The organism is Streptomyces exfoliatus, assembly GCF_000725545.1.
Lineage (GTDB): Bacteria > Actinomycetota > Actinomycetes > Streptomycetales > Streptomycetaceae > Streptomyces > Streptomyces exfoliatus.
The window spans coordinates 15,550-34,920 of the sequence record NZ_KL647056.1 but is presented as its reverse complement, the minus strand read 5'-3'; the positions used below and the strand labels follow the sequence as shown (position 1 = coordinate 34,920).

The window sequence follows — 19,371 nt, the reverse complement described above, 5'->3', positions numbered from 1 at the left end:
TCCCAACAGGCTGGACGCATGGAGGACTTCAATCGCGCCGCCCCCGAGTCCCTGCTGGTGGTCGCCGCACACCCGGACGACATCGAGTTCTGCGTCAGCGGCACCGTCATGCAGTGGATCGCGCGCGGCACCCGCGTCACGTACTGCATCGTCACGGACGGCGGCGCGGGCGGTTACGACGAACGGCTCCCCCGCCAGGCCATGGCGGACCTGCGCCGCGCCGAACAGGTCCACTCCGCCAAGCTCAGCGGCGTCGCCGACGTCCGCTTCCTCGGCTACCCCGACAGCTTCGTGGAAGCCTCCGTCGAACTCCGCCGCGACCTGTGCCGGGTCATCCGCGAAGTACGCCCCCAGCGCGCGATCATCCCCTCCCCCGAGATCAACTGGGCCCGGGTCGCCGACCTCCACCCCGACCACCGCGCGGTCGGCGACGCCTGCCTGCGCGCGGTCTACCCCGAGGCCCGCAACCCCTTCGCCCACGCCTCACTGCTCAAGGACGAGGGCCTGGAACCCTGGATCGTCCACGAGCTGTGGCTGATGACGGGCCCCACCCCGAACCAGTACGTCGACGTCACCTCCGTCTTCGACCGCAAGGTCGAGGCCCTGCGCATCCACACCTCCCAGACGGCCCACTTCGACGACCTCGCCGGCCTGCTCCGCACCTGGCTCGGCGAACACGCGACGGCGGGCGGCCTGCCCCCCGGCCGGATGGCCGAGGCCTTCCAGATCGTGCACATCGACTGACGCCGGCGGACACGTGTGGACTCCCCGGGCATGAGCCCGAGGGGCGAGAGCGGCGGCGCGTCGGGCGGCCTGGCGCCCGGGGTAGGGGGCGTGGCTCCGGGGGGCCGCCGACGGCGGTCGCACGTTCGGCGGTGCCAACATGAGCCTCGCCTCCTCCGGCGGCGCCTGGTGGAAGGACGACCTCAGGGTCGAGCGCGACGAGCACAAACGCGCGGTCGCCTCCCTCGACAAGGTGGCCACCCACCTCCGCGACACGACGTCGACGGATCTCGGCCAAGCCGTGTTCGACGTGACGGAGCTCCGCGCGAGCGGCTCGCTCGGCGCCGTGATCGCCGCGGGCTTCGGCCCGATCGTCGACGACCTCGTCCTCGCCACCCGCGCACTCGGGAACCACCTGACCGGCCCCCTCTCGGACGCGATCACGGCGGCCGCCGCCGACCAGAAGCGCGTCGACGAGGACCTCAGGGAACGCTTCGGGTTCGGAAGATAGCCGGACGACGACTGGGGAAGCGGTTCCTCCGCGGGGCCGCCGGGTACCTGGCGTACATGTCAAAGGGCTGGCGTTGGTTTCTCGTTGCCGTCTTCGCGCTCTGGACCGTCCTCGCACTCCAGTGGACCGACCTGGGCTGTGACTACCCGGAGGCCTACCTCGCGGTGATCCGCTTCGGCACCCCCGAGGGCCTGGAGTTCCTCCCCGCCTGCGGCGGCTAGGGTCTTTCGTTTGGATCAGGCCGGATCAGGCACCGGACCCCGCGAGCCCGGCATGGTCCGTACGAAGGACCCTAGGCCTGGGGGGCGTCGTGCCGGGCGAGCCAGGCCAGGGCCTTCGCGCGGTCCGCCTCCGTCGGTGCGGGGCTCACCTGGTCCGGGTGGCGGATGAGGTAGTGCTCGCGGGCGACGCTCAGGCCGACGGCACGGGCCTCCGGCGAGAGGCCAGGGTGCTCGGCGACCTCCTGGGCGCGCCGCCACCAGCACACGCTTCTCGGGTCGACCGCGTAGTGCCACAGCGGCTGTTCGGGATCCGCGACGCCGATCTGCACCCGGCGCAGCACGTACTCGCGGATGTCCGGGTTGCCGAGCAGCCGGTCGGCGACCAGCAGCGGGTGCTCCCCGTCGAGGCGGGCCCGGACCAGCACCCAGGTCATCAGCTGGCCCACGTCGTGGGCGGGCGAGGTGACGAAGTCCCACAGTTCGGCGGCCTTCGCCTCGTCGGGGGCGCCGAGGTGGGTGAGGAGCCGCAGTTCGTCCTTCCACAGCGGCCGGGCCGCCTTCCACCAGGAGACCAGTTTCCCCGCGGCCGGGTGGTCGAGGTCGAGGGCCAGACAGGTCAGGGTGACCAGCGGGTGGCGCCATTCGGTGTACGTGGTCGGGTACTTCTTGGTGAGGTCCTTCATCCGGCGGGGCAGCAGCGCCTCGACGTCGGACTCCGTGGCCAGGCCGTGGGCGACGAGGAGTTCGAGGCAGAACCCGAGCCCCTGCAGACCGGTCGTCGGGTCGGCCACCCGGTCCCGCAGCCAGCGCACGTCGGCGTCGGTGAGCGTCCGGTACCGGTGCCACACGTCGGCGAGCCGGGTCTCGGAACCGGTGAGTTCGGGGCCGGTACCGGACAGGAGTCCGTCCCTGGCGGCCTCGTAACGGTCCACGGCGGCCAGCACCTCGGCGGTGCCGACACCATGGAGTTCGGACTGACCGGACCGGAGCGCCTCCTCCCGGACGTGCTCCACCTGTTCGCGGGCCGCGTCAGCGGCGAGGACGCGCAGCACCCGCGGCAGTCCCTCGTCGGTGGCGAGGCGGACCGCCGCGAGCCCGGCGTACGACCTGCCCTCGTGGTAGCCCGCCCCCGCCTCCCGGCGCCAGTCGGCGGTGACGGCCCCGATCAGCGCGCCGTACAGCCCGTGCAGCGAGGTCTCCGGCGCGTCGTGCGCGGCCAGTTCCACCGCGAGGCTCGCCGCGGCCCGTACCGCGTCGGGCTCGCGCAGTGACCGGTGCAGCGCGAGCCAGGCGTGCACCGGGGCGCGATGGCCCGCGAGCGCGGCCTCCCGCACGACGGCCAGGCCCCGCTCCGACGGCATCCGGGACACGACGGCGGCCACCCTGGGGTCGCCGACGCCGAGGGCGTCGACCGCCTCCCACGCCTCCGCGTGGCCGTGGCGCAGCAGCGCGTGGAGCAGCTCCGCCCAGGCGCCCCACGCCGTGAGCCGCCCTTCGTACTCGGCACGCCAGGCGCGCAGCAGCCGCTCCGTCTCGTCGGGCGTGAGCCCGTCCCTACGCTCGAGCGAGACCGCGAACCGGGTCGCGGCGGCGAGGTCCTGGGCGTCGGCAAGGCGTTCGTGGAGCCAGGCGGCCTCGACCGGGGACAGGGGCCGGTACCGGAGCGGGGAAACACTGCGGTCCACCGGCTCGTCGAGCGCGTCGAGGACCTGCCGTACGCCGTCGGGATCTGCGGGATCGGGCAGTCCCGCCTCGTCCCGGTCGGTGATCCGGTCCAGTCGGAAGGCGCCCTGCGGGCCGCCGTCGGCGACCCGGAAACCGGCCGGCCCCTCACCGAGCCCGGCGGCGACGGTGGTGTGGTCGCCGCCCCAGTGCAGCAGCAGTTCGCCCGTCAGGGCGCCGGCGCGGTCGAAGGCCCGCCCGTGGGACTGCCAGTGCCAGTAGGCGAAGGAGACGGGGCCGGTGAGCCCGCGCTCCGCGTGGACCTCGGCGGCGTCCTCGTGGCCGTCGGACTGCGTGTAGCGGCCGCGGTTCGGCGGCGGGAGCACGAGGAAGCCGTCGCCGCCGAGCCCCTGCCACCAGGCCGTGATCAGGGCGAGGTCCGAGGGCCGTCCGCGCGCCGCGCGGCGGCGGGCGGCGGGGGCGGAGGGGGCGCCGGCGGCGTCGTTCACGTGCTGCTCCCTGGGTTCTCCGGGGCCTTCTCCGGGATCCGTCGAGGACGGCTCTCCCGCCCCGGGAACCACCGTGCCACAGGGGTCTGACAGGCCCTCTCCGCCGGGGGGGGGCAGGGAGCGAAAGGCGCGGGTCCGGGGGCGGCGGGCAGGGCGCGGGTCCGGGGGCGGCGGACAGGGCGCGGGTCCGGGGGCGGCGGGCGAGGGGCCGCCCTACGATCGCCGTATGACCCCTCGCCGCGCTTCGTCCGGTTCGTGCCTGTCCCTCTGGTCGCGGGACTCGTTCCTGTCCGTCGGATCGATCGGGTCGACGCTCTCGGTCGGCTCCGTCGGCTCGTTCCTCTCCGTCGGCTCCGTGGGCTCCGCGCTCTCCGTCGGCTCGGTGGGCTCCTGGGCGAGCGCCGGTTCGCTGCTCTCGGCCCGGTCCTGCTGGTCGGTCCTCTCCTGGCGCTCGCGCCGCGGGGTGCTGGCGGCGGGGGCGGTCCTCGCGGTGGCCGGCTCGGCGGCCCTGGCCGCGGGGGTACGAAACCACAGCTGACCAGCGGCTCGACACGAGCGGCCCCCGCGAACGGCCCTGGGGCGTGTCCGGCGGATCAGGGCCGGACACCCCCTAGGGGGCGTCCTGCCCCTCAGGGCCCGGCTCTGCGGCATCGTCGCCCGAGGCCGCCCGCACCGCCTGGTCCTCGGCGGGCGCCGGGGCCTTCGTATGGAGGATCTCCCGGGCCTGTTCCGCGGCGCGCATGCTGCTCTCGGCGACGAAGTCGAGGAAGCGGGCGACGTTCTCCAGGCGGTTGCCGGCCGGGGTGTCGGCACCGAGGACGCCCACACCCTGCCGCGCCGTCTCGACGATCTGCGCGATGGACCGCGCGCTGGCGATCATCGACTGGTACCAGATGTCGTCGTCGACGATGTAGCGCTCGCGGCGGCCTTCGTCGCGCTCCCGGCGCAGAAAGCCCTGGCTCTCCAGGAACGAGACCGCCTTGGAGATGGACGCCGGGCTGACCTGGAGGCGCTGGACGAGTTCGGCCGCGGTGAGGCTGCCGCTGTCGGCGAGGGTGAGGCAGGCCATCACCCGGGACATCATCGCGGGCATGCCCGAGCCCAGGAGCACGGTCATGAACGTCTCCTCGTACGCGCGCACCGCCTCCGCGTCCCGCCCGTGCTCCGGCGGCGCCGCCTCCGCCGCCGCCAGGGGCGCCGGCTGCCTGCGCCGCTGGGTGCGGCGTTCGGTGGCGCGATGGGCCAGGTCGGCGCGGTAGCCGGTGGGGCCGCCGTTGCGCATCACCTCACGCGTGACCGTCGAGGTCGGACGGTCGAGACGCCTGCCGATCTCCGCGTAGGCGAGGCCGTCGGCCAGCCCGAGGGCGATCTGCTGGCGTTCCTGCTGGGTGAGCCTGCCTCCCGGCATCGCGGTCTCCTTCACGTTCCTCGGTGCGCCTTGACGCCTACGACGGCCAGCATAGCGTTCACCCTCAATCCATTGCAACGTACGCACTGATCGGCGTTGCATTACTCGCAGAGCCGTTGCAACAACTTTCCCCTGCTGACCTGCAATTACAACACTTCTACGCAACGAGGCTGTTGCCAGACCCTCGAACGCAACGTAGCTTTTCACTCATCGGAAACAGCGGGCCAACGGATCGCACGCTGACGACACAGGAGCACACCATGCAGAAGTTCGACACCGCCGCCGCCATCACCGCCGTCCTCGACATCCCGGCCGGCCGCATCCTCCTCATCGCCGCCGACCGCGCCGACACCACGGTCGAGATCCGCCCCGCGGACGCCTCGAAGGGCCGCGACGTGAAGACCGCCGAGCAGACCACCGTCGAGTACGGCGACGGCGTCCTGCGGATCGAGGCGGCGGCCGGCAAGAACCGCCTCATCGGCCCGACCGGCGCCGTCGAGGTGACCGTCAAGCTGCCCGCCGGTTCCCACGTCGAGGCCAAGGCCTCCGCCACCGAGCTGCGGGGCGTCGGGCGCCTCGGCGACATCGCCTTCGAGGGCGCGTACCGCCACATCAAGATCGACGAGGCCGCCCGCGTCCGCCTCACCGCGGTCGACGGGGACGTCGAGGTCGGCCGCCTCTCCGGCCCCGCCGAGATCAGCACCACGCGGGGCGACATCCGCATCGCCGAGGCCACGACCGGCAAGGTCGTGCTCCGCACCCAGTCGGGTGACATCACGGTCGCGGCCGCCGCCGGCGCCTCGGCCTCGCTGGACGCGGGCACCGGCTTCGGCCGGATCCAGAACTCGCTCAAGAACGCGGACGGCGCCGCCGCCGGCCTGAGCATCAAGGCGACCACGGAGTACGGCGACATCGCCGCCCGCAGCCTCTGACCGACGCACGCCACCACGGCAGAAGCCACCGACCCACCGCGGCATCCGACCCAGCCGCAGTATCCGACCCGCACAGCTGAGGAGCACACCCATCATGTCCAACCCGGCCATCGCGGCGAACGGGCTGCGCAAGTCCTACGGGGACAAGAAGGTCCTCGACGGCATCGACCTGACCGTCCCCGAGGGAACGATCTTCTCCCTGCTCGGCCCGAACGGGGCCGGCAAGACCACCGCCGTCAAGATCCTCTCCACCCTCATCACCGCCGACGCCGGCGAAGCGCACGTCGGCGGCCACCACCTCGCCACCGACCCGCAGGCCGTCCGCGCCGCCATCGGCGTCACCGGACAGTTCTCCGCCGTCGACGGTCTGATCAGCGGCGAGGAGAACATGCTCCTCATGGCCGACCTGCACCACCTGTCCAAGGCCGAAGGGCGCCGGATCACCGCCGAACTCCTCGCCCGCTTCGACCTCACCGAAGCCGCCAAGAAGCCCGCCTCCACCTACTCCGGCGGCATGAAGCGGCGCCTCGACATCGCCATGACCCTCGTCGGCAATCCCCGGATCATCTTCCTCGACGAACCCACCACCGGCCTCGACCCCCGCTCCCGCCACAACATGTGGCAGATCATCCGCGAACTCGTCACCGGAGGCGTCACCGTCTTCCTCACCACCCAGTACCTGGAGGAGGCCGACCAGCTCGCCGACCGCATCGCGGTCCTCCACAACGGCCGCATCGCCGCCGAAGGCACCGCCGAAGAACTCAAGCGCCTGGTCCCCGGCGGACACGTCCGCCTCCGCTTCACCGACCCCGAGACCTACCGCTCCGCCGCCACCGCCCTCACCCACGCCACCCCCGACGGCGAGGCCCAGACCCTCCAGATCCCCAGCGACGGCACGCAGCGCGAACTCCGCGCCATCCTCGACTGGCTGGACGCGGCCGGCATCGAGGCCGACGAGCTCACCGTCCACACTCCCGACCTCGACGACGTCTTCTTCGCCCTCACGAGCACCGGCAACGCCATCCCCGACCAGACCAAGGAGAACGTCCGATGAGCACCCTCGCCCTCGCCGTCCGCGACACGAACACGATGCTGCGCCGGAACCTCCTGCACGCCCGGCGCTACCCGTCCCTCACGCTGAACCTGCTGCTCACGCCCGTCATGCTGCTCCTGCTCTTCGTCTACATCTTCGGTGACGTGATGAGCGCCGGAATGAGCGGCGGCGGCGCCGACCGCGCCGACTACATCGCCTACCTCGTGCCGGGCCTGCTCCTGATGACCATCGGCTCCACCGTCGTCGGCACCGCGGTCTCCGTCTCCAACGACATGACCGAGGGCATCATCGCCCGCTTCCGCTCCATGGCGATCCACCGCGGCGCCGTGATCACCGGACACGTCATCAGCAGCGTCCTGCAGTCGATCGTCAGCGTCGTCCTCGTCGGCGCCGTCGGCGTCGCCATCGGCTTCCGGTCCACGGACGCCACGGCCCTGGAGTGGCTGGCGGCGTTCGGACTGCTCACCTTCTTCGCCCTGGCGCTCACCTGGATCGCGGTCGGCATGGGCATGGTCAGCCCGAACGCCGAGGCGGCCAGCAACAACGCCCTGCCGCTGATCTTCCTGCCGCTGATCTCCAGCACCTTCGTCCCGATCGACGCGATGCCGGGCTGGTTCCAGCCGATCGCCGAGTACCAGCCGTTCACCCCGGCCATCGAGACCCTGCGCGGCCTGCTCCTCGGCACCGAGATCGGCCACAACGGCTGGCTCGCGGTCGCCTGGTGCCTGGTGCTCACCGCGCTCGGCTACCGCTGGTCGAAGGCGGTCTACAACCGCGACGCGAAGTAGAAGTACAAGTAGAAGCAGAAGTAGACGGCAACCACGGATCGGCCCGAAGGGCGGCGTACCCGACACCAGGTCGGAGTACGCCGCCCTTCTCGCGTCTCTCACCCCTCGACGACGAGCCGCACCGCGAGCGCCACGATCAGCACGCTCGACACGAGCGCCGTCGTCAGCCTGCCGCGCGCGCCGGCCAGGGTCCGCCCGAGGAGGCTGCCGCCCAGGGCGAGGAGCAACTGCCAGCTGGCGGAGGCGGCGAGGGCCGCGAGGACGAAGGCGGTGCGGTCGAGCGGGGCGGCGGGGGCCGAGGGCCCCGTCGCGAGGACCAGGGCGGCGAAGTAGACCACCGTCACGGGATTGAGGACGGTGACGCCCAGGAAGGTGAAGTAGGCCCGGCCCGGGGTGAGTTCGCTCCCGTCGTCGCGGGAGGCGAGCCCGCCCGTACGGTACGAGGCGAGGGCCAGGTGGGCGGCCCGCACCGCAAGGCCCACGAGCACCACGGCGGAGGCCCAGCGGAGCGGGTCCATCACCGGGGTGAGCAGCGGGACGAGCGCGGAACCGCCCGCGACGGCGAGGAGCGCGTACACCCCGTCGGCCGTGGCGACGCCGAGGGCCGCGCCCGCCCCCGTACGCCAGCCGGTCCGGGCCGTGACGGCCACCAGGTAGGCGCCGACGGCGCCGACCGGGATCGCGATGCCGTAACCGGCGAGCAGGCCGGCCACCACCGCGGCACTCACGCGACGGCGGGGATCGCGCCTCCGGTGAAGCCGGTCTGCTGCCGGAGGCGGTAGGTGGAGCCGTCCTTGGTACGACCGAGGAAGCCGCCGATCACGAGATAGCGACGGAGGGCGGGGAAGTCCTCGTGCACGGCGAGCAGGGCCTCGTTGACCTCGGGCTCGCGGTAGTCCCGGCCGTCCTCGAACAGGGTCGCGGCAAGGTGCGCGAGCAGCGCCTCACGGCGGGCGGGCTTACGCGGGATCGCCTTGAGGCGCCCATCGGCGGAGAAGAGGTCCGCGACGGGGCGGGCGGGCCGGGAGGCAGGAAGGGGGGCTGGATGATGACTGGTCATGGCGACGAAGCCTGACGCCGCCGGCCCCCGCCCCGCAAAGGGTTTTCACTTCGGCTCGGGCCGCACCATCACACTCACCGCCTCCTGGACGGTGGGCAGGATCGTACGGACGCCACCGCGGTCGAAGATGGGCCTGGCCTTCTCCACGAAGGCGTGGAAGTCGCCCTCCGACTCCCAGAAGTCCACGATCCGCCATCCTCCGCTCCCGTCGGGACCGGCCGCGTGCGCGATGAACCCGGCGGGCGGGAACCACTCGGCGGCCTGGAGCATCCGGGTGGTCTCCTCGTACTGCTCCTGCGTCCCACCGGGGATCTCGACGGTGACGATGACGGCCATGGCGCTTCTCCTGTACGTGGCGGGGGTACGGCGATCCCGACCAGCACACCAGCGGGTACGGCACGGCGCACGGCGGCGCGGACCGAACGGGCGTGCTCGGCCGAACGGCGTAACGGCCGTTGGGCGGCCAGCACCAAGATCCATACGCTGACGCCCGACGCGTACCCGCGCGTCTTCCGGCGCACAACGAAGGCGAGCAACACCCAGTGGGTATCCAGAGGTTGAGGCGCGTGTCCTGTTTCACCGCGGCGGCGACCGTGCTGCTGACCGTCCTGGGGGCGGCCCCGGTCGGGGCCGCCGACACCTGGCAGAAGGTGGGCGCGGACGCCCGCAGCGGGGTCAGCGGCCTTGCCTTCGCCTCCCGCACGGAGGACGGAACCGGCGTCCACGCGCTGGTCGTCCACGACAACAAGCGGACCGGCCAGCAGCGCCTGTCCCGGATCACGTACAAGGAAGGCACGAAGCCCGCCGTCACCCCGCTGACCTGGGACGGACCGGAACCCGTCGACCTCGAAGCCATCGAGGCCGTCCCCGGAACGCCGGGCAGGTACGTGGCCCTCGCCTCCCGCGGCATCGTCTACCACCTGAGCGTCAGCGGCGGCACGGCGACGGTCGTCGACTACGCGCCGCTGCCCGCGATCGGCGAAGGCGACGACTTCGAGAGCTTCGCGCTCGTCGCCTCGCCGAACGGCAAGCAGGCGGCGCTGTGGGCGGACCGGGGAGCGGGCGCGGACCGCCCGGCGACCCTGTACGCGGCGCCCCTGACGTTCGCCTCGTGGGGCCAGCCGCTGTTCGGCGACGTGACGCGCAGGACGTACCGCGCCCCGTACCCGACCGACTCCGGGACCCGCCACATCTCGGACATCACGGTGAGCGCCTCGGGCCGCGTCCTGGTGAGTTCGGCGGCGGACGCGGGCGACGACGGCCCGTTCGACTCGGCGGTCACCGACGCGGGCCGGGTGAAGGTGACGACGACGGGCCGGCTCCGCCTCACCCTCACCGAAACCCCGAAACTCCTCGGCACGTACCCCGGCTACAAGATCGAGGCGCTGGAGTGCGTACCCGACTCCCAGGAGGCCCTCACCGGCACGGACGACGAGAACCTGGGCGGATACGTACGCACGGTGGAGGTCTGCGGGCCCTGACGGCCCCCGAGGGATCAGCCCGCCTGGGCGACACCCGGGACATCGAGCTCCTCTTGCGTTCCGCCTGCTTGCCGGAGACGGCGTTCCGTGCTGACCCGCACAGGCCCCGGCTGCAGGCTCCGGGGTCACCGCCCACACGCTGCTTCCGTCCGGAAGACTCGTACACCCCGTGGACGTGCACGTGCGGGCTGGTGGCCTGTGCGGCTTGTGCCCGTCGGGTGGACCGCCGGCCGGGGCAGCCCCCTCGTCGGATCCTCGGCGGGCTGGAATGCCGGGAGCTGTCGCCGAGTTGACCTCGTCATGACCAAAGGCCCCGCCGCACCCCGCGCCCTGTCCGACGACGCCCTGTCCGAGCTGCTGAGTTCTCAGCAGTTCGGCACCCTCGCCACGAACAAGCGCAGCGGGCATCCCCACCTCACCACCATGCTCTACAGCTGGGACGCCGAGGAGCGCGTCGTGCGGTTCTCCACCACGGCCGACCGCGTCAAGGTCAAGCAGCTCCGGCGCGACCCCCGCGCGGCCGTGCACGTCCCGGGCGGGAACGTGTGGTCGTTCGCCGTGGCCGAGGGCGAAGCCGAGGTCTCCGACGTCACGACCACCCCGGGGGACGCGACCGGCCGAGAGCTGCTCGCGATGATCCCCGAGGCCGCCCGGCCGACGGACGAGACCGCCTTCCTGGAGCAGCTCGTCGCCGAACGCCGTGTGGTCATCCGCCTGAAGGTGTCCCGGCTGTACGGGACGGCACTCGACATCGACGGCTGAGGACGGCGCCGCCGCACGCGGAGCCCCTTGCGCGGAGCATGGACCCGGCCCTGTACGGGCTCCGTCGCGTCACGGCAACGAGCGGGTGAGCCAGGCCACTTCCCCGTTGTCCTCCATGGAGACGTGGTCCCGGTCGAACCCGAGCTTCTCCAGGACGCGGAGCGACGGTGTGTTCCACGTGCCGACGGTCGACCAGAGCCGTTCCCGTCCGGTCGCGGCGGCGGCTTCGAGCACCGCGCGGGCCGCCTCGGTGGCGTAGCCGCGCCCGTGCGCGCGCTGGAACAGCTCGTACGCGATCTCGGGCTCCTCCAGGGTCGAACGGCCGACGATCAGGCCGCAGTATCCGATGAAGTCTCCTTCGTCACGGCGCTGGACGGGCAGCAGGGCGATCCCCGTGGTCTCCGTCGCGGCGAGAAACTCCGCGATGGACGTACGGATGCGCTCGACCGGGGGCGTCCCCTTGCCGCGCTCGGAAAGGAGGGCGCAGAACTCGGCCGCGTCCGACTCGGCCCACGGCCGCAGTATCAGCCGCTCGGTCTCAAGGTGGGACGCCATCGCTTCGTAAGTAGGCACGCCCCTACCCTGCCCCACGGATCATCCCGCCGGGGGCCGGGGTCACGCGCAGCCCCGGGCGGCGCCGGGGGCTGCGCGTGCGCCGTACGGCCGGTGGGTGGGGCTCGGTCAGTGGTGACGGATAGGTGGGTGGGGAGACAACTCCGCCGTACTGGCGGTCATGGGCCTTGGAATGGCACCCAAAGGGGGTGTATCGCCCCTCTCGGAGCGCCGAAGTGCACGTTGTCCCCCACCACCGAACCACTAGGGGTGGTCAGCGGTCGAAGTCCGCCGCGTGGTCCGTCGCCCACTTCTGGAAGGTTCGGGCCGGGGTGCCCGTGATGCGCTCCACCTCGTTGTTGACCGGCTCCGGGTCGGCGAGCATCTTCGCCTGGACCGGCAGCACGGCCTCCACCAGTTCTGCCGGGTAGCCTGCGGCCTTCATCTTCTCGACCGCCTCGGCCAGCGTGATCTCGTCGAACCGCACCGGTCGCCCGATCGCCTCTCCGATCAGCGCCACCTGCCGTTCCTGGGTGACCAGTTCGGGGCCGGTGAGCAGGGGGCGGGCGCCGAGCAGCGCGTCGGTCGTCAGCGCCTGGACGGCGACCGCCGCGATGTCCGCCTCGTGGATCAGCGGGCGGGCCAGCCTCGCCAGGGGCGCCCGTACCGCACCGGTGGTGCGGACCTCCTCCGCCCAGCCCAGCGCGTTGCTCGCGAACCCGGTGGGCCGCAGCGCCGTCCACTCCAGACCCGACGCCTCGACCAGCCGCTCCAGCTCCGCGTGGAACGCGGTGATCGCCTCGCCGGGCTCCTCCTCCCCGTTCCCCACCCCGGCGGACGACAGGTACACCACCCGTCGGGCGCGCTTCCCGATCGCGTCGATCACGTCCGACGCGCCCTCGGCGCTCAGGAACGGCCACACCAGGAAGACCGCATCGACGCCCTCCAGAGCCGCGCCCAGCGACGCGGGGTCACCGAGATCGCCGCGTACCGCCTGCACACCCTCCGGGAAGTCCGCCTCCCCTCGCACCAACGCCCGCACGGGCACACCCGCCGCGTGCAGCTGCGCGACCACCGCGCCGCCGACCCTTCCCGTCGCGCCGGCCACCAGGATCCTGGGCTGTGTCATCGGAATCTCCTCGTCTCGCCGTTCGATGACACGACTCTCGTACATCAAGCAAGGTTGAGGTCAAGCGCCGGCATGCTCGAAGCGGCGGGGGGAGCGACGGCCAGGGTCGGTGGGCGGCGCCCCAGCAGAACGACTGCCCACAACGGGGGCAGGGGTGGACGCCGCCCGGCTGTGGCGCGCAGGCCCACAGCGGGGGCGGGTCCAGGCAGCCCGGTTCAGCGGTAGATCAGGAGTTCCTGTTCCGTCGCGCCCGTCAGTTCGTAGCGCGTGCGGACCAGGGGGCGGCCCGCGTAGATGCGGATCAGGGTCGACGCGGGGCCCTTGAAGGTGGCCGGCGGGCGGCCCTCGATCGCGTTGCCCAGGGTCACTGGCGCCGCCTCCTCCAGGACTCCCATCAGGCGGGGGGTCTCCCGTTTGCGGCTCGTCACCGAAAGGAGCGGGAGGGCCAGGTCCAGGCTGGCTCCGCAGTAGGCGTTCGGTTCGCCGAAGGCCTCCCGTACGTCTCCGGCGTGGACCCATTCGCCGAGCGCCACCGCGTCGAGGCGGCCGTCCTCCCGTCTCGCGATGACCGGGCCCGCCTCCGTCAGGCCGCGTTCCAGTTCGTCGAGGATCCGGGCGAGCGGCCAGTCCTCCCGCTCGGCCACGTCACACGCGTTGGCCTCCGGGAGGAACACGCCCTCCTCCAGGCGGTCCTCCACGATTCTGACCAGGGCCGCCCCGCAGTGGGCGAGGACCTGCCTCGCCGTCCAGCCGGGGCACGCGGTGCGGAGTGCGTACGCCTCCTCCGGTGTCCGGCGGAGGAGCGGCATCAGCAGGTCCCGCTCCGTCCGCAGCAGGCGGTCCGGGAGCCACGGGTCCCGGACCTCGTCGTCCGTACAGTGCGCGCTCATCAGTAGCGGTAGTGGTCCGGCTTGTACGGGCCCTCCACCGGGACCCCGATGTACGACGCCTGCTCGGGGCGGAGGGTCGTCAGCCTGACGCCGAGGGCGTCGAGGTGGAGCCGGGCGACCTTCTCGTCCAGGTGCTTCGGCAGCGTGTACACGCCCACCGGGTACTCCTCCGGCTTCGTGAAGAGCTCGATCTGGGCCAGGGTCTGGTCCGCGAAGGAGTTCGACATCACGAAGGACGGGTGGCCGGTGGCGTTGCCGAGGTTGAGGAGGCGGCCTTCCGACAGGACGATGACGACCTTGCCGTCCTCGAACGTCCACGTGTGGACCTGCGGCTTGACCTCGTCCTTCACGATCCCGGGGATCGCCGCCAGGCCGGCCATGTCGATCTCGTTGTCGAAGTGGCCGATGTTCCCGACGATCGCCTGGTGCTTCATCCTCGCGATGTCGGACGCCATGATGATGTCCTTGTTGCCCGTGGTGGTGATGAAGATGTCGGCCGTCTCGACGACGTCCTCCAGGGTCGCCACCTGGTAGCCGTCCATCGCCGCCTGCAGCGCGCAGATAGGGTCGATCTCGGTGACGATCACGCGGGCGCCCTGGCCCCTGAGGGATTCCGCCGAACCCTTGCCGACGTCCCCGTACCCGCACACGACCGCCGTCTTGCCGCCGATGAGGACGTCCGTCGCCCGGTTGATGCCGTCGATGAGGGAGTGACGGCAGCCGTACTTGTTGTCGAACTTCGACTTCGTCACGGCGTCGTTCACGTTGATCGCGGGAAAGAGCAGCGCGCCCTCGCGGTGCATCTCGTACAGGCGGTGGACGCCCGTCGTGGTCTCCTCCGTGACGCCGCGGATGGCGGCCGCGATCGTGCCCCAGTCCAGGGTGGTGTTCCGCAGGAGCTCCAGGATCACCCGGTGCTCGTCGCTCGAAGCCGTCGACGGGTCCGGGACCTCGCCCGCCTTCTGGTACTCCACACCCTTGTGGACGAGGAGCGTCGCGTCGCCGCCGTCGTCCAGGATCATGTTCGGGCCGAGGCACGAGGTCCGACCGTCAGACGCAGCGGGGCCGTCGGCGTTCGGCCAGGTCAGGGCCTGCTCCGTGCACCACCAGTACTCCTCCAGGGTCTCGCCCTTCCAGGCGAAGACCGGGATGCCGGCGGCGGCGATCGCCGCGGCGGCGTGGTCCTGCGTCGAGTAGATGTTGCAGGACACCCAGCGGACCTCGGCGCCGAGCGCGACGAGGGTCTCGATGAGGACGGCCGTCTGGACGGTCATGTGGAGGGAGCCGGTGATACGGGCCCCGGCGAGCGGCTGCGCCGCCGCGTACTCCTTGCGGATCGACATCAGGCCCGGCATCTCGTGCTCGGCGAGGGTGATCTCCTTGCGGCCGAAGTCCGCGAGACCGATGTCGGCGACCTTGAAGTCATGGAACTCAGACATGGACAACGCTCCTTGCGCTCACGATGGTTCGGTGGATTTCGAGTGCCGCCGTCGACTTGTTCAGCGTGATGTAGTGCAGGCCGGGCGCGCCCTCGTCGAGCAGCCGCAGGCCCATCCGCGTGGCGTGTTCGACGCCGATGCGGTACGCCGCCGCCGGGTCGTCCTTCGCCGCCTCCAGGCGGTGCGCCAGGTCCTCGGGGAAGGCGGCGTCGCTCAGCTCGGCGAAGCGGCGGATCTGGCGGACGTCCGTCGCCGGCATGATCTCGGGGATGATCGGGGTGTCGCAGCCGGCGGCGGCGACGCGGTCCCGCAGCCGCAGGTAGTCCTCGGGGTCGAAGAACATCTGCGTGATGGCGTAGTCGGCGCCCGCCCGGCACTTGGCGACGAAGTGCGCCAGGTCGCTCGCCGTGTCGGCCGACCTCGGGTGGCCCTCGGGGAAGGCGGCCACGCCGATGCGGAAGTCCCCCAGGGAGCGGACCAGTTCGACGAGTTCGTACGCGTACCGGAAGCCCCGCGGGTGCGGGTCCCACGCCCCGCGCGGGTCGCCCGGCGGGTCTCCGCGCAGGACGAGGACGTCCCGGACGCCCGCGTCCGCGTACGCGCCGATGATGGCCCGCAGTTCGGCGACCGAGTGCCCGACCGCCGTGAGGTGCGCGACCGGGCGCAGGGTCGTCTCGGCCGCGATCCGCTTGGTGACGTCGATGGTCCGGTCGCGGGACGAGCCGCCGGCCCCGTACGTCACGGAGACGAAGTCCGGGGACAGTGCCTCGACGCGGCGGATCGCGTCCCACAGGGTCCGTTCGCCCTTGTCGGTCTTCGGGGGGAAGAACTCGAACGAGAAGGTGGGCGGGTCGGGGTTCACAGGCGTCGCCCTCCCGCGTTGAAGTAGCTCGCCTCGGGGTGGTGGACGACGATCGCGTCCGTCGACTGCTCGGGGTGCAGCTGGTACTCCTCCGACAGTTCGACCCCGATCCTCTCCGGGCGCAGGAGGGCGGCGATCTTCGCCCGGTCCTCCAGGTCGGGGCAGGCCGGGTAGCCGAGGGAGTAGCGGCAGCCCTGGTACTCGGTGCGGAGCATGCCGTCCAGGCCGGACGGGTCCGCTTCCCCGATGCCCCAGTCGGCGCGCACCCTGGCGTGCCAGTACTCGGCCAGCGCCTCCGCCAACTGCACGGACAGACCGTGGAGTTCGAGGTAGTCGCGGTAGGCGTCGGCGGCGAAGAGCCTGGCCGTCTCCTCGCCGATACGGGAGCCGACGGTGACGACCTGGAGGGCGACGGCGTCGATCTCGCCGGAGTCCTCGGAGCGGTGGAAGTCGGCCAGGCAGAGGCGGCGGCCCCGCTGTTGGCGGGGGAAGGAGAAGCGGGTCCGCTCACCTCCGTCCTCGTCCAGGACGAGCAGGTCGTCGCCCTTGGACACACAGGGGAACCAGCCGTACACGACGGCCGCTTCGACGAGGTTCTCGCGTTCGATCCGGTCGAGCAGGGCGCGCAGGCGCGGCCGGCCCTCCGTCTCGATGGTGTCGGCGTCCTTGAGGCCCCACTGGCCCTTGAAGAGGGCCGTCTCGTCCAGCCAGGGGGCGTAAGCGGCGAGCGGGATGCCCTGGACGACCTCGGTCCCGAGGAAGGGGGGCTCGGGTACGGGGTTGTCGGCGGCGACGTCGGAGCGGCCGGCCGGTTCGGGTTCCCGGACCTCCGGAAGGGGTTCGGTGCGCTTGGGTACGCGGCGGGGCTTGAGCGGCGGGAGTACGGCTCCGGGGACGCCTCGTTTGACGCCCATGAGCGCGTCCATGAGCCGCAGGCCCTCGAAGGCGTCGCGGGCGTACCGCACCTCGCCCCCGTACAGCTCGTGGAGGTCCTGTTCGACGTACGCCCTGGTGAGGGCGGCGCCGCCGAGGATCACGGGGAAGCGGGCGGCGAGGCCGCGCCCGTTCAGCTCCTGGAGGTTCTCCTTCATGCGCGGAGACCGGCTGCTTGATGCCGATGTTGACGACGTTGTAGCCGTTGTTGGACAGGATGATGTCGACGAGGTTCTTGCCGATGTCGTGGACGTCGCCGCGGACGGTGGCCAGGACGATCGTGCCCTTGCCGACCCCTCCTTCGCCGTCGGCCGTTCTCTCCATGTGCGGTTCGAGGTGGGCGACGGCCGTCTTCATGACCTCGGCGGACTGGAGCACGAACGGCAGCTGCATCTGGCCGGAGCCGAACAGCTCGCCCACGGTCTTCATGCCGTCGAGCAGGATCTCGTTGACGATCTCCAGGGCCGGCCGGAGCGTCAGGGCCTCGTCGAGGTCGGCCTCCAGACCGTTCTTCTCGCCGTCGACGATCCGGCGCTTCAGCCGCTCGTCCAGCGGAAGCGCGAGCAGCTCCTCCGCCTTGCCGGCCTTGAGGGACTTCGCCGTCGCGCCCTCGAACATCTGCAGGAAGCGCTGGAGCGGGTCGTAGCCCTCGCGCCTCCGGTCGTGGATCAGGTCGAGCGCCACCGCCACCTGCTCCGGCTCCAGGCGCGCGATCGGCAGGATCTTGCTCGCGTGCACGATCGCCGAGTCCAGGCCCGCCTTCACGCACTCGTCGAGGAAGACCGAGTTGAGCACGATCCGCGCGGCCGGGTTCAGACCGAACGAGATGTTGGACAGGCCCAGTGTGGTCTGCACGTCCGGGTGGCGGCGCTTCAGCTCGCGGATCGCCTCGATCGTGGCGACGCCGTCCTTGCGCGACTCCTCCTGACCGGTGCAGATCGTGAACGTCAGGGTGTCGATCAGGATGTCCGACTCCCTGATCCCCCAGTTCCCGGTGAGGTCCGCGATGAGCCGTTCGGCGACGGCCACCTTGTGCTCGACGCTCCGGGCCTGGCCCTCCTCGTCGATGGTGAGCGCCATCAGCGCCGCGCCGTGCTCCTTCGCCAGGGCGGTGACCTGCGCGAACCGGGACTCGGGGCCGTCGCCGTCCTCGTAGTTGACCGAGTTGACGACGGCCCGGCCGCCGAGCTTCTCCAGACCCGCCCGCAGGACCCCGATCTCGGTGGAGTCGAGGACGATCGGGAGGGTGGAGGCGGTCGCGAAACGGCCGGCGAGCTCCGCCATGTCCGCGGTGCCGTCCCGGCCCACGTAGTCCACGCACAGGTCGAGCATGTGCGCGCCCTCGCGGATCTGGTCGCGCGCGATCTCCACGCAGTCGTCCCAGCGGCCTTCGAGCATGGCCTCGCGGAACTTCTTCGAGCCGTTGGCGTTCGTGCGCTCGCCGATCGCCAGGTACGCGGTGTCCTGCCGGAACGGCACATGGCTGTACAGGGAGGACGCGCCCGGCTCCGGGACCGGGTGCCGGTCGAGGACGGCCGCGCCCCGCACCCGCTCCACGATCTCCCGCAGGTGCTCCGGGGTCGTCCCGCAGCAGCCGCCGACCAGGGCGGGGCCGTAGTCCCGTACGAACGCCTCCTGCGCGTCGGCCAGTTCGGCCGGCGAGAGGGGATAGTGGGCGCCGTCGGAGGTGAGGACCGGGAGGCCCGCGTTCGGCATGACCGAGATCGGGATACGGGCGTGCCGCGCCAGGTGCCGCAGGTGCTCGGCCATCTCCGCAGGACCCGTGGCGCAGTTCAGGCCGATCATGTCGATGCCCAGCGGTTCGAGCGCGGTGAGCGCCGCCCCGATCTCCGAGCCGAGCAGCATCGTGCCCGTCGTCTCCACCGTGACCTGCACGATGACCGGCAGGTCCACGCCGACCCAGTCCAGGGCGCGGCGGGCGCCGATGACGGCCGCCTTCGTCTGGAGCAGGTCCTGCGAGGTCTCGATGAGAAGGGCGTCCGCGCCGCCCCGGATCAGGCCCTCCGCGTTCCGCTGGAAGGCCTCACGCAGCGGTTCGTACGTGACGTGGCCCAGGGTCGGCAGCTTCGTGCCGGGGCCCATCGAGCCGAGGACCCAGCGGGGGCGCCCGTCGGCGGCCGTGTGCGCGTCCGCCGTCGTCCGGGCGATCCGGGCGCCGGCCTCGGACAGCTCGTACACCTGGTTCTCGATGCCGTACTCGGCGAGCGCCGCCAGGTTCGCCCCGAAGGTGTTCGTCTCGACGCAGTCCACGCCGACCGAGAAGTAGGCGTCGTGGACGGAGGCGACGATGTCGGGGCGGGTGAGGTTGAGGATCTCGTTGCAGCCTTCGAGGCCCGTGAAGTCGTCCATGCTCGGATCGGCGGCCTGGAGCATCGTGCCCATCGCCCCGTCGGCCACCACGACCCGCGTCGCGAACTCGTCCCGCAGAGAAGGC

At 71.8% G+C, this 19,371-nt stretch carries 19 protein-coding genes and 1 pseudogene; 9 read left to right on the top strand and 11 right to left on the bottom strand.

Going from position 1 to position 19,371, the window contains the following annotated elements; translation table 11 throughout:
• Positions 1 to 18 precede the first annotated feature (18 nt).
• The 3 genes from IO20_RS0134605 to IO20_RS40625 all read left to right on the top strand — a co-directional run bounded on the left by IO20_RS0134605 (position 19) and on the right by IO20_RS40625 (position 1,455).
• Positions 19 to 744: a PIG-L deacetylase family protein gene (locus IO20_RS0134605; protein WP_030550175.1), complete on the top strand. Its 726-nt coding sequence runs from the start codon at positions 19 to 21 to the stop codon at positions 742 to 744.
• 139 nt (positions 745 to 883) lie between these two features.
• Positions 884 to 1,234, top strand: a complete 351-nt coding sequence (locus IO20_RS0134600) for a hypothetical protein (RefSeq protein ID WP_030550177.1) — start codon at positions 884 to 886, stop codon at positions 1,232 to 1,234.
• 56 nt (positions 1,235 to 1,290) lie between these two features.
• The gene (locus IO20_RS40625; RefSeq protein WP_157850875.1) at positions 1,291 to 1,455 is read left to right on the top strand and encodes a hypothetical protein; all 165 of its coding nucleotides are present in this window, start codon (positions 1,291 to 1,293) and stop codon (positions 1,453 to 1,455) included.
• Positions 1,456 to 1,526: 71 nt separating this feature from the next.
• On the opposite strand, the gene IO20_RS0134590 is transcribed toward IO20_RS40625, so the two are convergent.
• Positions 1,527 to 3,626, bottom strand: coding sequence for a hypothetical protein (locus IO20_RS0134590; protein WP_030550179.1), 2,100 nt, complete (start codon positions 3,624 to 3,626; stop codon positions 1,527 to 1,529).
• Positions 3,627 to 3,852: 226 nt separating this feature from the next.
• On the opposite strand from IO20_RS0134590, the gene IO20_RS0134585 reads away from it, so the two are divergent.
• The gene (locus tag IO20_RS0134585) at positions 3,853 to 4,164 is read left to right on the top strand and encodes a hypothetical protein (RefSeq protein ID WP_030550180.1); all 312 of its coding nucleotides are present in this window, start codon (positions 3,853 to 3,855) and stop codon (positions 4,162 to 4,164) included.
• 72 nt (positions 4,165 to 4,236) lie between these two features.
• Here IO20_RS0134585 and IO20_RS0134580 read toward each other — a convergent pair whose 3' ends face one another.
• Positions 4,237 to 5,034 carry a helix-turn-helix domain-containing protein gene (locus tag IO20_RS0134580; protein WP_037637161.1) on the bottom strand — a complete coding sequence of 266 codons (798 nt, stop codon included), beginning with the start codon at positions 5,032 to 5,034 and terminating at the stop codon, positions 4,237 to 4,239.
• A 260-nt stretch (positions 5,035 to 5,294) separates the two neighbouring features.
• On the opposite strand from IO20_RS0134580, the gene IO20_RS0134575 reads away from it, so the two are divergent.
• The 3 genes from IO20_RS0134575 to IO20_RS0134565 all read left to right on the top strand — a co-directional run bounded on the left by IO20_RS0134575 (position 5,295) and on the right by IO20_RS0134565 (position 7,808).
• Positions 5,295 to 5,966 (top strand): DUF4097 family beta strand repeat-containing protein, encoded by a 672-nt coding sequence (locus IO20_RS0134575; RefSeq protein ID WP_030550189.1) that lies wholly within the window; start codon positions 5,295 to 5,297, stop codon positions 5,964 to 5,966.
• A gap of 94 nt (positions 5,967 to 6,060) precedes the next feature.
• The gene (locus tag IO20_RS0134570) at positions 6,061 to 7,020 is read left to right on the top strand and encodes an ATP-binding cassette domain-containing protein (RefSeq protein WP_030550192.1); all 960 of its coding nucleotides are present in this window, start codon (positions 6,061 to 6,063) and stop codon (positions 7,018 to 7,020) included.
• The gene (locus IO20_RS0134565; protein WP_030550194.1) at positions 7,017 to 7,808 is read left to right on the top strand and encodes an ABC transporter permease; all 792 of its coding nucleotides are present in this window, start codon (positions 7,017 to 7,019) and stop codon (positions 7,806 to 7,808) included. Before IO20_RS0134570 ends, IO20_RS0134565 begins: the two co-directional genes overlap by 4 nt.
• Before the next feature lie 98 nt (positions 7,809 to 7,906).
• Here the strand turns inward: IO20_RS0134565 and IO20_RS0134560 are convergent, their stop codons facing one another.
• From IO20_RS0134560 to IO20_RS0134550, 3 genes are read right to left on the bottom strand one after another with little or no spacing between them, the layout of a single operon-like run.
• Positions 7,907 to 8,536 (bottom strand): LysE family transporter, encoded by a 630-nt coding sequence (locus IO20_RS0134560; protein WP_030550196.1) that lies wholly within the window; start codon positions 8,534 to 8,536, stop codon positions 7,907 to 7,909.
• Positions 8,533 to 8,868, bottom strand: a complete 336-nt coding sequence (locus IO20_RS0134555; RefSeq protein WP_030550197.1) for a DUF2087 domain-containing protein — start codon at positions 8,866 to 8,868, stop codon at positions 8,533 to 8,535. Before IO20_RS0134555 ends, IO20_RS0134560 begins: the two co-directional genes overlap by 4 nt.
• 45 nt (positions 8,869 to 8,913) lie before the next feature.
• A complete protein-coding gene (locus IO20_RS0134550; RefSeq protein ID WP_030550199.1) occupies positions 8,914 to 9,204 on the bottom strand; it encodes a hypothetical protein in 291 nt (96 codons plus the stop codon).
• A gap of 230 nt (positions 9,205 to 9,434) precedes the next feature.
• On the opposite strand from IO20_RS0134550, the gene IO20_RS0134545 reads away from it, so the two are divergent.
• Positions 9,435 to 10,349, top strand: coding sequence for a hypothetical protein (locus IO20_RS0134545; RefSeq protein ID WP_245685163.1), 915 nt, complete (start codon positions 9,435 to 9,437; stop codon positions 10,347 to 10,349).
• A gap of 300 nt (positions 10,350 to 10,649) precedes the next feature.
• Entirely contained in the window at positions 10,650 to 11,111 is a 462-nt protein-coding gene (locus IO20_RS0134540) for a pyridoxamine 5'-phosphate oxidase family protein (protein ID WP_030550209.1), read from the top strand.
• Between the two features lie 69 nt (positions 11,112 to 11,180).
• On the opposite strand, the gene IO20_RS0134535 is transcribed toward IO20_RS0134540, so the two are convergent.
• From IO20_RS0134535 to IO20_RS37365, 6 genes and pseudogenes are all read right to left on the bottom strand, one after another.
• Positions 11,181 to 11,684, bottom strand: coding sequence for a GNAT family N-acetyltransferase (locus IO20_RS0134535; protein ID WP_030550211.1), 504 nt, complete (start codon positions 11,682 to 11,684; stop codon positions 11,181 to 11,183).
• Positions 11,685 to 11,937: 253 nt separating this feature from the next.
• Entirely contained in the window at positions 11,938 to 12,792 is an 855-nt protein-coding gene (locus tag IO20_RS0134530) for an SDR family oxidoreductase (RefSeq protein ID WP_030550213.1), read from the bottom strand.
• 215 nt (positions 12,793 to 13,007) lie between these two features.
• On the bottom strand, positions 13,008 to 13,682 hold the full coding sequence (locus IO20_RS0134525; protein WP_030550216.1) for a maleylpyruvate isomerase family mycothiol-dependent enzyme: 675 nt from the start codon (positions 13,680 to 13,682) through the stop codon (positions 13,008 to 13,010).
• Positions 13,682 to 15,121, bottom strand: a complete 1,440-nt coding sequence (ahcY, locus tag IO20_RS0134520) for an adenosylhomocysteinase (protein WP_030550218.1) — start codon at positions 15,119 to 15,121, stop codon at positions 13,682 to 13,684. Before ahcY ends, IO20_RS0134525 begins: the two co-directional genes overlap by 1 nt.
• Positions 15,114 to 15,983 (bottom strand): methylenetetrahydrofolate reductase [NAD(P)H], encoded by an 870-nt coding sequence (gene metF, locus IO20_RS0134515; protein ID WP_030550220.1) that lies wholly within the window; start codon positions 15,981 to 15,983, stop codon positions 15,114 to 15,116. The genes ahcY and metF overlap by 8 nt, the downstream gene beginning before the upstream one ends.
• Positions 15,980 to 19,319, bottom strand: a pseudogene (locus IO20_RS37365) (homocysteine S-methyltransferase family protein). Before IO20_RS37365 ends, metF begins: the two are co-directional and overlap by 4 nt.
• Between the last annotated feature and the right edge of the window lie 52 nt (positions 19,320 to 19,371).